Source organism: Georgenia daeguensis (assembly GCF_039537705.1).
In the GTDB taxonomy this organism is placed as follows: Bacteria; Actinomycetota; Actinomycetes; order Actinomycetales; family Actinomycetaceae; genus Georgenia; species Georgenia daeguensis.
Map to the genome: position 1 here is coordinate 1 of NZ_BAABBA010000031.1, position 14,636 is coordinate 14,636.

Consider the following 14,636-nt stretch of genomic DNA (forward strand, 5'->3'; position numbering starts at 1 on the left):
GTCGACACCGGCCGCGCGGAGGGCGTCGCGTTGCAGGTCGGTGGTCTGGGACCCGTCGGCCTTTGAGACCCGCATGTACCCGACGAGCATCATGCTCTCCATTCGTCTGTCACTTATTCGACCGATTGCGTGACAGTCCGCAGCGGAACGGCTGCCCACGGCGTCTATGTCACTTAACCCGTGACCTATTCTATGTCCTACGAAGGGTCCCAACTCCGCAAGATGTGACAGTCGTTGTCGACCCGGCCGGCGTCTGGCGTGCACGCTGCTCTGCCAGCGTCCGTGGGAGGTGGTCGTCCGGGATGCCGAGGACGATCAGGTCATCGCGAATGCGTTGGAAGGTCACCTCGCTGCGAGTCAGGGCGGTGAGGGTGGCCAGCAGTTGCCGGGCCGGGGCGGGATCATGCTGGGCAAGGGCCACTGCGGCGTTGATCGCGTCCTCGGCCTGCTGCCAGTAGTGACGATCTGATGGGGTGCCGTCGGAGACGGGACGGTGAGGCTCTGGAGTCAGCAGAGACGCGAGGGTGCCGTGGGCGGTGATCTCGCCGGTCTCGATGAGGTCAAGGGCGGCGGCAGCGGCTTCGAGGAGCATCTGCTGCTTGCGCCAGGGCAACGCTTCGTAGGGACGCCAGGGAGCGACCATGCCGGCGCGGACGGGGTGACCGGCGGTGTGCCAGATGTGCCGGACGCTTCGGTGGGAGCGGGTGCGCAGCGCCGAGACGGGGCCGGAGAGCTCGTCGATGAGAGTGCGCAGCAGCCGACACCACACGCCCACGTGCACGGACCGGCGCGGCAAGGTCACCGTGCCGGTGCGCAGGGCCTGGTGGGTGCGTGCGTCCATGGCGACGACCGCAGCCGGTGCCGGGCGGGCGCCGGTGTCCTGCTTCTCCCAGGCGACGAAGGTGCCAATGCCGCCGAAGGCGGGGTCGAGGTGGCAGCCGTGGTGCGGGCAGCTGAGCGTGAGCGGCAGCTGGGAGATCAGGGTGAATCCGAAGGTGCCAGCCGCGGCGGTGCTCTGGCAGGTCGGGCAGGCTCGGCGCAGCGCCCCGCGCTTGGGGTCGGTCGGCAACCAGGCACGCCAGCCTGGAACCTGCCGCCGGGGCCGTTCCTTGGCGGTCAGGAGCACCGAGTCCTGGTGGACGTAGGTATCGAACGCTGCCCCGGGCACCGGCTCGCGGTCGAGGGTGTCCAGGAGCCAGGGCGCCTGCCCGGCGATCGTCATGTGGCGCAGCTGGTCCATCGGTACGCCGGTTCGGGCGGCCAGCGTAGGAAGCACCCCTGAGGGTGGGTTCAGGTCCAGGGCGCTGGTGTGGTCGTCGAGAAGGTCGAGGTCCGGTGGGGCGAGGTTGTGCCGGATGAGTTCCTCGACGCTCATGCTGTAGGGCTCGGCCAGGCGGCTGAGCCAGGACGTCAGCGCCTCGCCCTCACTTGGCGGTGGGTGCAGGGGCCAGCGAGCGGTCATGCCAGCTCGCGTTCGAACATGCGGCGCCGTTCGGTGGGGCCGACGTAGGGCGCCATGAGCAAGGTCCGTTGGTTGATCGCCTCCTCGCCGGACTCGATCGCTGCCACCGCGGCGTCGGTGAGCAGGTGGGTGAGCTCTCCGATGGTGCCCTCACTGCGGGAGACCAGGTAGCGGGCCATGTCTTCAGTGGCGATCGTCGAGGGGCGGCGTAGCGGGAAGGCGGCGGCGAAGCTGGCCAACAGCGTGCGGGTCTCCTTGTTCGATTCCCAGCGGGGCAGGGTGAACGGCTCGAAGCGGTTCTCCAGCTGGTCATCGGACCGGATCGCCAGATAGGCCTCGTGGGTCCCGACCCCCACGAGCGGGATGCGCAGCTCGTTGCCCAGGAACCGGATGAGGTTGAGGAACTCGCGCCGGGTCTCGCCGCGCCCGGCCAGGAGGTTATGCAGTTCGTCGATGACCAGGACCCGCACCTCGGCCGCGCGCAGGAGCGCCAAGGTGACCTGCTCCAGCTCGGCCAGCCGCTGGCGCGGACGTAGCGGTGCTCCCATCGCGGCCAGCAGCGCGACGTAGAAGCGGATCACCGAGGGCTCTGAAGGCATCTGCACCGCGAGCACCGGCATCTGCTCACGATCGGCGTGGGACGTGGCCGGGTGGAGGCGGCGGAACTTCTCGATGATCATCGACTTACCGTTGTTCGTCGGACCGATCAGCAACAGGTTGGGCATGCGCTGCTTGCCCGGCCACTCGTACAGCGTCTCCAGTCGCTCCAGCGCCGCGGTGGCGCGGGAGTAGCCGATCCACCGGTCGGCGCGCACGTGCCGCAGCCGCTCCTCCGCCGGCAGCCGGGCCACGGCCCCGGCACTGGCGTGCAGATGACCAAGGTCGCCATCCGCGACGTCCTCGACTGTCCGGTCCTGGCCCTGGCTCACCACTGCTCGATCACCTCGAACGGCGCTACGGACCCCGCATCAGTGGCATTGGCCCTGCCGGCGTCACCAGCCGGGATGTCCTCGGGCGGGACCGCCACGGCGGGCTTGTCCCGTGGGCCTGCGGCACCCGCTTTGCTGCGGCGTTCAGCGTCTCGGCGGGCCTTGCGTGTGGTCGATTTGGCGGTGTCGGCAATGGTGCGCATCTGCTCGACCATCCGGAACAGCGCCTCCTCATCGACCTGCGCCCGGCCCTCCGCCCGGAGCCGCTCCACCGCGGCGCGGTGCTCCCACACACTCACCGCCGGATGGGACAGCGTTCGGTAGGGCACCGTCAGGTAGGACCCGCCCTCGGGATCGAGCACCCAGATACGGCTGATGTCGCGCGGATCGCGGCGGATCACGAACCGGTCCAGCTGCCCGCGGCGGGCAATCCACGGCTTGAGCGCGTCGCTGAAATAGCGCACGTGGTCGATGACGAACCCGGTGCGCGTCAGCGTCCTGCGGATCACCGGCAAGAAGTCCACCAAGAACGCAGTCTCACTGGCCACCGTCACCGCAGGCGTCTGGGCCGTGCCAGCGGCCCAGATTGCCTGTGGCGTCTGCGCGATCGTGCCGTGGATCTTGCCGTGGTAGCTCGCCACCGCGAGGGCCAGCCACTTCTCCAGCTCCGCGACCGTCAAGGCGGCCTTGGCCTCGGAGTCGTAGCTGCCGCGCTGGGCTGGGTTGGAGAACGTCGTGCCGGGCAGCTCGTGGACCATCTCCATCAGCGTGCCGATGACTCGCTCGATGATGCCGCCGTAGTGCGGGCGTCCCGGTGGCCGGTAGCGCAGCGTGATCCCGTGCTGCTCACAGCCCCGCCGCAGGGCCTCGCTCTTGAACTCCGCCGCGTTGTCCAAGTACAGCTCGCCGGGCTTGCCGGCCATCGGCCAGTCCCCCTCGATGTCCAGGCGCTCCAGCCAGGCCCGCTTGTCGGTGACCATGTGCGCCAGGCACAACCCCACCGACAGCGCCGAGGGTGCCTCCAGGGTGATTACCAGGCCCACGATGCACCGGGAGAAGACGTCGATCGCGACCGTCACGTACGGCCGCCCGATCGGCAAACGGTGGTGCTCATCGACCACGATCAGGTCCACCACGGTGTGATCGATCTGTACCTGCTCCAGCACCCCGGACACCGGTGGCACCTGCCCACCGGCCGACTCCAGCGCCCGGGCCGCGTCTGCTCCCCGACGCGCTGTTGTCTCGGCGTGTGGGTCAAGGACCGCGATGCGGCGCGTAATCGCGCCGAGTGAAGGCACTGGCAGGCCGCGGGTGCGGCACACCCGCGTGATCTCGCGGTGCACCGCGGCGGTCGTCTTGCGCTGCCGTGTCAGGTAGTGCTTGCGCAGGACCTCCCGAATGACCGCCTCGACCTCGGCCGACAGCCGCTGACCGCCGCGGCCACCGCTGGAGCGACCCGGGAGCAGATCGGAGACCACACCTTGTCCCTCGCGCCACCGACGCAGCAAGACATAGACCTGCCTACGCGAGATGCCCAGCTGCTCGGCGGCCGCCTCCACTGCCCCCGCACCGGCCGTCCCGGCCTCGGCCAGCGGGCCGATCACCTCCGCCCGGCGCACCGCCAGCGCCCACACCTCTTCGGGGACGGTCAGTAGACCAAGCTCAGGAATTCGGTCCTCATCGACCGTTTCGTCGTGCACAGCACTATGGAATAACAAGCCGATCGTGCACACGGGTACGGACACGCCGGGCGATCAAACTTCTGTGCACACTGCCTCGAACGTGCAGGTCACCTGTGCAGACGACTTCGGACATTCACACCCGCCGGACAGAACCCCGGCGGTGTAGCGGAAACGTTCGTTAACGGTACGACGCGATAGTGCGGGCGCGCGCCTGGAGCCTCCACGCGTTCTTCGCCAAGCCACCCGCGACGGCCGCCGCACTCCGCCGCGAGTCATCAACGATTCCCGCCCGGATCGCGATCTCCGCCGGGGGACGGTGTCGGTCCGCCAACCTCGGCGAAGAACTGCGTTCTGAGGCTGCCTGGGGATCTCAAGGCGGTGGCACAGTGGGCGGTGTCGTCGGGAGAGTGACGGTGAAGGTGGCTCCCTGACCGGGGCCGTCGCTGGTGGCCCTGATGTGTCCGCCGTGGGCCTCGGTTAGGGCTCGGGCGATGGTCAGGCCGATGCCGCTGCCGCCGTGCTGGCGGGAGCGGCCGGGGTCGGCGCGGTAGAAGCGCTCGAAGACGCGTCGGAGGTGCTCGGGGGCCAGGCCGTCGCCGGTGTCCGCCACCGCGAGTTCGACAGCGCCAGCGCCGCTGCGGCGGCCGGTGAGCGTCACGGCGCCAGGTGCGGCGGTGTGCCGGAGGGCGTTGTCGAGCAGGTTGGTGAGCACCTCCTGGATCCGGTCCTGGTCCACGCGCACGTCAGGCAGGCCCGCGGTCACGTCGGTCCGCAGGCGCACCCCGGCCCTGGCGTACGCCGCCCGGGCAGCCTCCACGGCGGCATCCACCAGCTGCGCGGGGGCCATGGCTCGCAGGTGCAGGTCGAGCCGGCGTTCCTCGGCTCGGGAGACGGTGGCGAGGTCGTCCACGAGCCGTTCGACGCGCGCCAGCTCAGCGTGCAGGGTGCGGACCGCGTCGGCGTCGAGCTGCAGCACGCCGTCGGCGAGGGCGTCGATGTATCCGCGCAACGCCGTCAGCGGTGTGCGTAGTTCGTGTGCGACGTCGCGGAGCATCTCAGCGCGAGTGCGCTCGGTGACGGCGAGGTCGTGCGCCGTCTGGTCCAGCGCCTTGCCCAGGGCCTTCAGCTCCGGGCCGGTGCCCCTGACGCTCACCCGGGCGGTGTAGTCTCCGCCGGCGATGCGGTCTGCCGCGCCGGCCATGGTCTGGATCGGTCGGACGACCCGCCGTGTCACGAACCAGCTCACGGCCAGCACAGTGACCAGGGAAGCGAGCACGGCCACGGCGAGGGAGGTCCCCGTGGCCCCGAGGAAGGCCGCGATGATGTGCCGCTCAGAGGCGGCGTCGACCGGCTCGGGCATCTGGCTCAGGTGGTCCTCGAACAGCCCGGGGGCGAGCATCAGGGTGACGCCCAGGAGGGTCAGCGCACCTGCCACGACGACGAGGCCCTGGGCCAGGAAGAGGCGCGGCCCGAGGCCCACGGGCCGGCGGGTCATGTGCCGGCTCCCATGCCGTAGCCGAAGCCGCGTACGGTGCGGATGTAGCGGGGAGACTGGGCGTCGTCGCCGAGCTTGCGCCGCAAGTTCGCCACGTGGACGTCCACGACGTGGCGGTCGCCGAACCACTGCCCGCCCCAGACCTGTTCGAAGATCTGATCCCGGCTGAGCACGTGCCCGGGACGCTCGGTCAGGACGTCGAGCAGGTCGAATTCGGTACGCGTCAGCTCCAGGCGCTGACCGCCGCGGAGGGCCTCACGGGTCACCGGGTCGATGGTGAGGTCCCCGACCCGGCGCACCGGCTCATCCCTGGCCGTGCCGGCGCGTGGGCGCCGGAGCATCGCACGCACCCGCGCCACCAGCTCCGGGGCCGAGAACGGCTTTGTGACGTAGTCGTCCGCCCCCGTGGAGAGCCCGATCACCCGGTCGAGCTCCTCGGTGCGGGCGGTCAGCATGATGACGTAGGCGTCGGAGAACGTCCGCAGCCGCCGGCACACCTCCAGTCCGTCGATGCCCGGGAGCATCAGGTCCAGCACGACGACGTCGGGCTCCCGGTCCCGCGCGAGGTCCAGCGCGGCGTGCCCCTCGCCGGCGACGGCTACCTCGAAACCCTCCCGTTCGAGGTAGCCGGCGACCACCCGCGCGATGGCGGGCTCGTCCTCCACGACGAGGACCCGCGGCCGCGGCGGCGTGCCGCCACGGCCCGCGGGCTGTGCCGTGCCCGAACCGAGACTCACCCGTCCTCCGACATCTCAACGAAGCTGCCGTGCCAGCCGTGGGACCACACCGCGCCGGTGGCCGCGTTGACCGACACCATGCCCTCGATCTCGCCGTCCTGGAGCGTGTGGAGGGTGTAGTAGCCCGGGAACTCCTCCGCAGGCCCGACGGTGGTCCCGTCCCCTCCCCGCGCGCGCTCCGCCGCGGCACGGGCCTCCTCGGGGGCCACCTCCGGCGTGCCGGAAGCGGCGGCGGCCATCCCGTAGCGGGAGTTCCACATCATGGCCGGGCCGAACTCCACCTGGACGCGGCCGGTGCCGGGATCCACCAACACCTCGGTGACCCTCGACCCCTCGGGGTTCAGGATCTGGGCGTAGTAGTGGTTCGAGAACCGCATCACCTCACCGACACGGAGATCACCGCCCAGGAACCGGGCGAAGCCGGCGGCCTGTTCACGGGCGCCATCCAGGTCAGCCACCGGGCCGGCGTTGCCGCCGACCCAGCCCATCATTCCCGTGCCGGCGCTGCCCATCATTCCCGTGCCGGCGCTGCCCATCATCCCGGTGCCGTTGCCGCCCATCCCGGTGCCGTCCGTCATTCCCGTGCCCACGGCGCCCATCATCCCCGGGCCCGAGCCAATCCGGTCCGGACCGTTCTGAGCGTTGAGCGTCGCCCATGGGATCGGCGACGCCCAGGCCGGGATCTCCTGGGTTACCAGCCAGGCGCCCGAGCCAAGGGCACCGACCACGGCCACGGCGGGCACCAGGAACCGTGAGATCGCACGCCTCATGACAGTTCCCGATCCACCCGGCCGGAGTCCAGCGCGGCGCGCATGGCGCGGTAGGTCTCGGAGTCGATCTCACCGGAGGCGAACCGCCGGTCCAGGATCTCCTGCGGGGTCTCGGCCCGCGGCGCGGAGCCCCGGCCACCACCGGCCGGGAACACCCGCATGACCGCCCAGATGATCAGCGCGAGTACCGCTACCCAGAAGATCACCATGGCGATCCAGCCGCCGGCGCCCATTCCCCATCCCCAACCCATCATCTTCGTGTCCTTCCGTGAGTGCTTTCCAACTTGGGAGCAACGGTCGCGCACGCAGATGAAGGGACCGTTCGCCGAACATCAAGACCACATCAAGGAGACCGCGTCGACCGGGCGATTGGCCCAATGTTGGCCCCCTGCCAGCGCTGCTCGACCCGGCCCAGGCGCCAGACGACGAGACTGATCAGCCACGCGCCGACGAACAGGGCGACGAGGGCGTAGCCGACGTTGCCCATGTCGAGCCCGGCAACCCAGCCGAGCAGCCCGCCGGTGAGTTGGAGGTGCTCGGCGAGGAGCTGGAGCAGCACGGTGGCGCCGATGCCCAGGGCGGCGATGACCGACAGGACCGTGACGGTGAGGTTGTAGTAGACCTTCCGCACCGGGGCCAGGAAGGCCCACCGGTAGGCGCGTGCCATGAGGACGCCGTCGGCGGCGTCGAACAGGCTCATCCCGGCGGCGAAGAGCACCGGCAGGACGAGGATGGCGTACCAGGGCAGGGTCAGGGCGACGGTACCGCCGGCGAGGACGAGCAGGGCGACCTGGGTGGCGGTGTCGAACCCGAGGCCCATGAGCAGCCCCACGGGGTACATGTGCCAGGGCCTGGTCACGCGGCGCGTGAACCGGCCCAGCAGGCGGGCGAGCAGGCCGCGGTTGTTCAGGTGCCGTTCTAGCTCGGCGTCGTTGAGCGGGGCGCCGCGCATCTCGCGGAACACCCGCACGATGCCCCTCACGGAGCCGAGGTTGAGAAGGCCGATGAGGATGAGGAAGGTGCCGGCGGCGATCGAGCCGACCGTACCGAGAGTCTGCTGCAGCGCCGAGCCGGAGTCCGTGACCGGGCCGGCGACGGCCCGCAGGCCCAGGGCGAGCAGCAGGGCCAGGCCGAAGACGACGCTGGAGTGGCCGAGGGAGAACCAGAACCCGACGCTCAGCGCCGGCCGGTTCTCGCCGATGAGCTTGCGGGTGGTGTTGTCGATGGCGGCGATGTGGTCGGCGTCGAAGGCGTGCCGCACACCGAGCAGGAACGCGGTCACGCCCAGCCCGATGCCGAACACACCGGCGCTGCCGACGGTCAGCCGCTGCGGCGCAACGGCGAGGAGCAGAACCCCCCAGCCGACGAGGTTGAGCAGCAGCACCACCGCTGCCATGCCGGCGATCGAGCGCTGCTCGGCATCGCCCCACCGGCGTGGCCGGGACGTGCGGGAGATGACGGACGCGATCTGTGACATGTGACGGTCCTCGGGGCCGGAGCGGGGTCAGAGGAACTGCGGGATGCTGCGGGCCGCGGTGTAGAGCGCCACGACCACCAGCAACACGGTGAAGGCGAGGTTGAGCCGAGCCGGGCTCACCTTCGCGGTGATCCGGGCGCCGATCAAGCTGCCGATCACCGACGCGGCGGTGAACGAGCCGATGAGGGCCCAGTCGAGGGTGACGTCCTGGCCGAGGCGGGAGAGCAGCGAACTGGCGCTGTTGATGGTGATGACCACCAGGGAGGTGCCGACGGCCACGGGCATGGGCAGCCGCATGGCCAGCACGAGGGCGGGCACGACGGCGAAGCCGCCGCCCACGCCGAAGAATCCGGTCAGCAGCCCGACGGCGGTGGCCGTCAGGAGCAGGACGCCGAGGGCGTGGCAGTCGCAGCGGAACGGGCGCAGGGAGACCACCGGGGTGGTCCGGGCCTCGACCTGGCCGTGGCCGGCGGCCTGGTTGCGGGCGGCGGCCCACCGGCGCCGGGTCATCACCGCGGCGACGACGAGCATGAGGCCCGCGAAGGCGGCGAGCAGGACGTTCTGGGGCACCGCCGTCGACAGCAGTGAGCCGACGAAGGCCCCGCCCAGGCCGAGGAGGCCGAAGACGACGCCCTGCCCCAGGCGCACCCGGCGGGCGCGCAGGTGCGGGAGCATCCCGATCAGCGTCGTGACGCCGACGATGACGAGCGAGCCGGTCGTCGCAGACCGGGGGTCGAGCCCGAGGAGGTAGACCAGGACCGGGACGGTCAGGATGGATCCCCCGCCGCCGAGGGCGCCGAGGGTGATGCCGACGACGAGGCCGATCGGCAGGGTCAGGGCAAGCACGGACCGGGGGTCCTTCCCGAGGTTCGAGGGCACGCGACCCACCAGGTGCCCGCCCGGTGGTGCGTGCACCGCGGAGCGTGCCGGGGTGGTTGCCGTGACAAGCGGGGCCGCAGCCCACTCACGGTCAGGCGGAGGCCGGGGTCGCCTCGGTGACGATGGGCAGGCCGGCGGTCCGGGCGGAGCGGTCGAAGCTGTCGTCGACCACGACCACGCGGCGGCCGGTGGCCGCGACCAGCGAGGCTGCGATGGAGGCGCGGTAGCCGGACGCGCAGTGCACCCAGACCTCACCCTCGGGCACCTCGTCCATGCGCTTGACGATGTCGTGGATCGGGATGTGCACGGCGCCGTCGATGTGGGCCTCGCGCCACTCGCTGCCCCGGCGCACGTCCAGGACGGTGACGGGCCGGTGGTGGCGGACCTGGGCGAGGTCGGCGAAGCTCGCGGACGGCAAGGTGGCGAGCGGGGCGTCGGTCCACTCCTGCGGGCGGCCGGTCGCGGCCGCGGCGGGGCGGTCGATCCCGATCCGGGTCAGCTCGCGCTGGGCCTCGGCGACCTGCTCCCGGGACTCCCCGAGCAGGGTGACCGGGGTGCCCCACGGGATCAGCCAGCCGAGATAGGTGGCGAACTGCCCGTCCAGCCCGAAGTTGAACGTGCCCGGCACGTGGCCGGCGGCGAAGGCGGTGCGGGTGCGCAGGTCCACCAGCCACTCCCCGGCCGCGAGCCGGCGGCGGAGCTGGTCCTTGTCGGCCCGCTCGGGCTCGGACAGGTCCGAGGCGCTCGGGCCGACGGCGTTGGCCGGGCCCATGTGCACGTAGTAGGCGGGGTAGTCGTCGAGGCCGGCGAGGGTGTCGGCGACGTAGTCCCCCTCGTCCTGGCTCAGCACCGGGTTGATCAGCCGCTCCTGGCCGATCGTGGAGGCGGTGGTGTTCCCGCCGGCGGAGGTGGCGGCGCAGAAGGAGCCGAAGCCGTGGGTGGGCATGACCTTGGTGTCCTCGCTCAGCTCGGCCGCGAGCCTGCGGGCGGAGCTGTACTGGTGGCGGGCGAGGTCGTGGGTGTGGGCCTCGCCGAGCAGGTCGGGCCGACCGGTGGAGCCGAACAGCAACGACCCGCCGGAGAACACCGCGGGCTCGGCGCCCTCGAGCACGTAGGACAGGTGCGTGAAGGTGTGGCCCGGGGTGTGCATGGCGCGCACCCGCAGGGCGGGACTGACCTCGACGACCTGGCCGTCGCGGATCTGGGTGCGCTCGAAGGAGACCTCGTCCTCGGCGTTGACGTAGTAGCGCGCGCCGGTCTGCTGGGCGAGGGCGTAGCCGCCGGTGACGTAGTCGTTGTGGATGTGGGTCTCGAAGACGTGCGTGATCCGCACGCCCGCCTTCTCGGCGGCGTCCAGGACGCGGTCGATGTCGCGCTGGGGGTCGACGACGAAGGCGACCTCGCCGTCGTGGACGAGGTAGCTGCGGTCGCCGAGGGACGGGGTCTCGATCGAGATAATCGTGGTGGCCATCAAGGTGGTCCTTTCAGGGGGGTGAGGTGGCGGTCACGCCGCGGCGTGCGGGCCGGTCACGACGGTGTTGCCGGCGCTGATCCAGTCCTGGGTTCCGCCGCGGACCGAGTAGGCCTCGAAGCCCGCACCGCGCAGGTGGTCGGTGGCGCGCCGGCTGCGGTTACCGCTGGCGCAGATGACGTATACGGGCTGGTTCGTCGGTAGAGCGGCGGTCCGCTCCGCGACCTCGCCCAGCGGGAGCAGCTCGGCACCGGGGACGTGACCCTGCACGTACTCGAACGGCTCGCGCACGTCGATGACGAACGCGCCGTCCGCCTTCGCGGCGGCGAACTGGTCGATGGAGACCTCAGTCATGGTCTTTCCTTCCTGAGAAGATACCCCTGGGGGTATAGGTTCGGGAGTCTATAACGCGCCACCCGCCGACCGCATTCCCCGCCCGGCAACGACCCTCGAGGCCGCGGCTCGCCGCGCCGCCACATGACACCATCATACCCCCGGGGGTATAGTGCCGGTTGAGAGGAGTTCACCCATGACCACCACCACCCTTGTGACCCGGCTGCGCGCCTTGTTCGGCCGCGGCGCGGACGACGGGCGGCTCGGCTCGACGGTCAGCGCGGCGCGCGCGGTCGAGCTGGTCCGTGACGGCGCGGCCCTGCTCGACGTGCGCGAGCACCACGAGTGGCGCACCGGGCACGCCCCCCAGGCTGTCCACCTCCCCCTCGGCCAGCTCGACAAGGCCCCGCAGCGCCTACCCAAGGACGGCCCCGTCGTGGTCGTGTGCGCGAGCGGCATGCGCTCACGCACCGCCGCGAAGCGGCTGCGCGACCTCGGCTTCGAGGCCGCCAGCGTTGCCGGCGGCATGGGCGCCTGGCAGCGCGCCGGCGGCGCCGTCCGCCGCTGAGCACGCCGACCGACGAGCCCCGACACGCACGACCACCCCCGGAGATGACCCATGTGCAGTCCCGCACGTTGCACCACCTGCGGCAAGACAACCTGGACCGGCTGCGGCATGCACGTCGACGCCGTCCTGTCCGGTCTCGACCCGGCCCAGCGGTGCACCTGCCAGTGACCGCGCCCTGCAGACCGACGACCGACACCGGGCCCGCCGACACCGGGCCCGCCCACGCCGCCCGGGCGGAGGCGCTCCAGCGCGAGGCGATGACCCGACTGACCGAGACGGCCGGGAACCAGTCCCTGTGCACGCTCTCCCGCGACGGCTCGGCGTGCTCCGTGGCGAAGTACCACGAGGGTGCCATCGCCGCCCTGGCCCAGGCCCGACGCGCGCTCACCGCGGCCGAGCCGGGAGCCGACCCGGCCGACCGGATCAGGGTCGTGCGCGCCCGTTGGGTCGGGCAGGCAGGCGCAGGGACCACCGGCGCGGCCTGGCGGGCCTACCTCGAGGGCGGCCGTGACGGTCTCGACGTCCTGCTGGCCCCGGCCGCAGCCGGTGAGCGGGCCACCGGACCGGCGTCGCGAGTCCTTGTCGGTTCCGCCGCGGCAGGCCGGCTCGGCGGCGGGCGCTGGCCCCGCCGCCGCGTCACCGCCACGGCGGTGCTCACACCCGCACTCTTCGCCGTGCTGGTCGCCGCGGGCGGCGGCTTCCCCGCCGCTGCGCTGTGGACCGTGCTCGTCGCCCTCGTGGCGGTCGCTGCGGCCGCGACGCTGGCGACCTACCTGCCCGGCCCCGGGAAGGGCCGCCGACCGGACCTCGGGTGCTCCCCGTGCGCGGCCATGGCGGCGATGACGGTCCTGGCGGCCGCCTGGTTCCTCCAGGCGGCGCCGCACCAGCCGTCCATGGCCGCCGCAGCCCTCGCCGCGGTGGGGTTCGGGCTTCTCCAGCGCCTCACCCAGACCGACGCCAGCTGCGCCAGCTGACCCGCGCCGGTGCGGGCACCCGGACCGGAATATCGGCGTCCCACGAGTGTTGTATACCCCGGAGGGTATCTTCCGGAGACCTACGCAAGGGAGTTCGCCACATGGCTACCGTCAACCTCACCGCCCACGCCTTCATGGAGACCATCCACCGGGACGGCATCGTCCTGGTCGACTGGTGGGCGTCCTGGTGCGGCCCGTGCCGGATGTTCGCCCCCGTCTACGAGCGGGCCTCCCAGGCCCACGACGACATCGTGTTCGCCAAGGTCGACACCGAGGCCGAGCAGTCCCTTTCCGCCCAGGCCGGCATCACCTCCATCCCGACGTTGATGGCCTTCCGCGACGGCATCGGCGTCTTCGCCCAGCCGGGTGCGCTGCCCCCGGCGGCGCTCGAACAGGTCATCGCGGCCGTGCGCGACCTGGACATGGACCAGGTCCGCGCGCAGCTGGCGGAGCAGGAAAAGCAGTCCGCCTGACATCGGTCAGGTCCGACCCGAGAAACGGAGAGCAACCATGAGCTACAGCATCACCACCACCGTCGACCAGCCGTTCGACCAGACCGTCACCGCGGTCCGCGACGCTTTGGCCGGGCAGGGCTTCGGCATCCTGACCGAGATCGACATGGCCACGACACTGAAGAACAAGCTCGACGTCGACATCCCCCCGCAGGTCATCCTCGGCGCCTGCAACCCACCCCTGGCCCACCGCGCCCTGCAGGCCGAGGAGTCCATCGGACTGCTCCTGCCCTGCAACGTCGTCGTGCGCTCCGCCGGCCCGCACCGCACCGTCGTCGAGGCCCTCGACCCGCAGATCATGGTCGGGGTCACCCACAACGACCAGCTCGGCGCCGTGGCAGACGAGGCTGCCGGCCGGCTGCGCACGGCCCTGTCCGCCCTCCAGCGGGCATGACGACAACCACACCGTGGGCACGACCTGGCTCGATACCCGGCGGGGTAAATTGGCTGAACCAGCACGAGGGAGGCACGGTCATGGAGCTCGACCCCAGCGAGATGGGCAAGGTCGTCAACCGGCTCAAGCGCGCCCAGGGCCAGCTCGCCGGCGTCGTGCGCATGATTGAGGAGGGCCGGGACTGCGAGGACGTCGTCACCCAGCTCTCCGCCGTCTCCAAGGCCCTAGACCGCGCCGGGTTCGCGATCATCGCCTCGGGCATGAAGCAGTGCCTGCTCGAGTCCGACGGCCAAGACACCCTCGATGTGCAGAAGCTGCAGAAACTCTTCCTCTCACTGGCCTGACCGGAGCGCCGCGCGCCAGCGCAGCGCAGCTCGGCCCGTCTCAAGCTGCTCGTCCTCACCGGCGCGGCCACCGCGGGCGGTGCGCTGACCAACGCGATCGAGGTGGAACGCATCCCGGCTCACGGCACTGACGGTCGTGAGCTGATGCAGGACGTGCAGAGGCAGACCCTGCGCGGGGCGCGCCCGTCTGTCGCGAGCTGGAAGGCCACCACCAAGACGTCGCCGTCGACCTGACCGGCGTCACCAGATGGATCACACGCTTTCTTGTACGTCACGTTCTTGTACGTCACGCCGACCGACAACGGCACCGCTTGTGTCGACCGCTACGACTCACCGTGGAGGTGGATTGTGGGTTGGAACCAGATGGGGTCGGGGATGGGCTGGGGCTGGTTGTTCCTCGCCCTGCTTGTGATCGGCATCGTCGTGCTGGTGGTAGTGCTGATGCGTCTCCTGGCCGGGGGCGATCGTGGCCGGCCGCGTGACCCAAGGGTGACCGGCCGCAACCCGGCCCGGGAAACCCTTGATGAGCGGTACGCCCGGGGAGAGATCGACGCCGCGGAGTACGACGAACGGCGCCGGCGCCTCGCCGGGGACCGGGAGGGCTGAGGG

17 protein-coding genes and 1 pseudogene are annotated in these 14,636 nt (G+C 71.2%); 6 read left to right on the forward strand and 12 right to left on the reverse strand.

Annotated elements, in window-relative coordinates; all coding sequences use genetic code 11:
* From ABD774_RS21875 to ABD774_RS19470, 12 genes and pseudogenes are all read right to left on the reverse strand, one after another.
* A pseudogene (locus ABD774_RS21875) lies at positions 1 to 90 on the reverse strand (recombinase family protein); the annotation flags it as partial.
* 100 nt (positions 91 to 190) lie between these two features.
* On the reverse strand, positions 191 to 1,462 hold the full coding sequence (locus ABD774_RS19420) for a TniQ family protein (RefSeq protein WP_345044980.1): 1,272 nt from the start codon (positions 1,460 to 1,462) through the stop codon (positions 191 to 193).
* Complete coding sequence (locus ABD774_RS19425; RefSeq protein ID WP_425554614.1) at positions 1,459 to 2,391, reverse strand: TniB family NTP-binding protein; 933 nt, start codon at positions 2,389 to 2,391, stop codon at positions 1,459 to 1,461. Before ABD774_RS19425 ends, ABD774_RS19420 begins: the two co-directional genes overlap by 4 nt.
* Complete coding sequence (locus ABD774_RS19430; RefSeq protein ID WP_345044983.1) at positions 2,388 to 4,091, reverse strand: Mu transposase C-terminal domain-containing protein; 1,704 nt, start codon at positions 4,089 to 4,091, stop codon at positions 2,388 to 2,390. Before ABD774_RS19430 ends, ABD774_RS19425 begins: the two co-directional genes overlap by 4 nt.
* 352 nt (positions 4,092 to 4,443) lie before the next feature.
* A complete protein-coding gene (locus ABD774_RS19435) occupies positions 4,444 to 5,568 on the reverse strand; it encodes a sensor histidine kinase (protein ID WP_345044985.1) in 1,125 nt (374 codons plus the stop codon).
* Entirely contained in the window at positions 5,565 to 6,305 is a 741-nt protein-coding gene (locus ABD774_RS19440; protein WP_345044987.1) for a response regulator transcription factor, read from the reverse strand. The genes ABD774_RS19435 and ABD774_RS19440 overlap by 4 nt, the downstream gene beginning before the upstream one ends.
* On the reverse strand, positions 6,302 to 7,075 hold the full coding sequence (locus ABD774_RS19445) for a hypothetical protein (protein WP_345044989.1): 774 nt from the start codon (positions 7,073 to 7,075) through the stop codon (positions 6,302 to 6,304). The genes ABD774_RS19440 and ABD774_RS19445 overlap by 4 nt, the downstream gene beginning before the upstream one ends.
* Positions 7,072 to 7,329, reverse strand: a complete 258-nt coding sequence (locus ABD774_RS19450) for an SHOCT domain-containing protein (RefSeq protein WP_167170304.1) — start codon at positions 7,327 to 7,329, stop codon at positions 7,072 to 7,074. The genes ABD774_RS19445 and ABD774_RS19450 overlap by 4 nt, the downstream gene beginning before the upstream one ends.
* Positions 7,330 to 7,418: 89 nt before the next feature.
* Complete coding sequence (gene nicT, locus ABD774_RS19455) at positions 7,419 to 8,552, reverse strand: Nickel transporter NicT (RefSeq protein WP_345044991.1); 1,134 nt, start codon at positions 8,550 to 8,552, stop codon at positions 7,419 to 7,421.
* Between the two features lie 27 nt (positions 8,553 to 8,579).
* The gene (locus tag ABD774_RS19460; protein ID WP_345044992.1) at positions 8,580 to 9,431 is read right to left on the reverse strand and encodes a sulfite exporter TauE/SafE family protein; all 852 of its coding nucleotides are present in this window, start codon (positions 9,429 to 9,431) and stop codon (positions 8,580 to 8,582) included.
* 91 nt (positions 9,432 to 9,522) lie between these two features.
* Complete coding sequence (locus ABD774_RS19465) at positions 9,523 to 10,902, reverse strand: MBL fold metallo-hydrolase (RefSeq protein WP_345044993.1); 1,380 nt, start codon at positions 10,900 to 10,902, stop codon at positions 9,523 to 9,525.
* Between the two features lie 33 nt (positions 10,903 to 10,935).
* A complete protein-coding gene (locus ABD774_RS19470; protein ID WP_106298890.1) occupies positions 10,936 to 11,256 on the reverse strand; it encodes a rhodanese-like domain-containing protein in 321 nt (106 codons plus the stop codon).
* Between the two features lie 175 nt (positions 11,257 to 11,431).
* Here ABD774_RS19470 and ABD774_RS19475 point away from each other — a divergent pair, with 175 nt between their 5' ends.
* From ABD774_RS19475 to ABD774_RS19500, 6 genes are all read left to right on the forward strand, one after another.
* A complete protein-coding gene (locus ABD774_RS19475) occupies positions 11,432 to 11,803 on the forward strand; it encodes a rhodanese-like domain-containing protein (protein WP_106298889.1) in 372 nt (123 codons plus the stop codon).
* A 257-nt stretch (positions 11,804 to 12,060) separates the two neighbouring features.
* Positions 12,061 to 12,777, forward strand: coding sequence for a hypothetical protein (locus tag ABD774_RS19480; protein ID WP_345044996.1), 717 nt, complete (start codon positions 12,061 to 12,063; stop codon positions 12,775 to 12,777).
* Positions 12,778 to 12,878: 101 nt separating this feature from the next.
* On the forward strand, positions 12,879 to 13,250 hold the full coding sequence (gene trxA, locus ABD774_RS19485; RefSeq protein WP_106298887.1) for a thioredoxin: 372 nt from the start codon (positions 12,879 to 12,881) through the stop codon (positions 13,248 to 13,250).
* Between the two features lie 37 nt (positions 13,251 to 13,287).
* Positions 13,288 to 13,683 carry a DUF302 domain-containing protein gene (locus ABD774_RS19490; protein WP_106298886.1) on the forward strand — a complete coding sequence of 132 codons (396 nt, stop codon included), beginning with the start codon at positions 13,288 to 13,290 and terminating at the stop codon, positions 13,681 to 13,683.
* Between the two features lie 80 nt (positions 13,684 to 13,763).
* Positions 13,764 to 14,027: a metal-sensitive transcriptional regulator gene (locus tag ABD774_RS19495; protein ID WP_106298885.1), complete on the forward strand. Its 264-nt coding sequence runs from the start codon at positions 13,764 to 13,766 to the stop codon at positions 14,025 to 14,027.
* 264 nt (positions 14,028 to 14,291) lie between these two features.
* Complete coding sequence (locus ABD774_RS19500; RefSeq protein ID WP_342747583.1) at positions 14,292 to 14,633, forward strand: SHOCT domain-containing protein; 342 nt, start codon at positions 14,292 to 14,294, stop codon at positions 14,631 to 14,633.
* Positions 14,634 to 14,636: the final 3 nt, after the last annotated feature.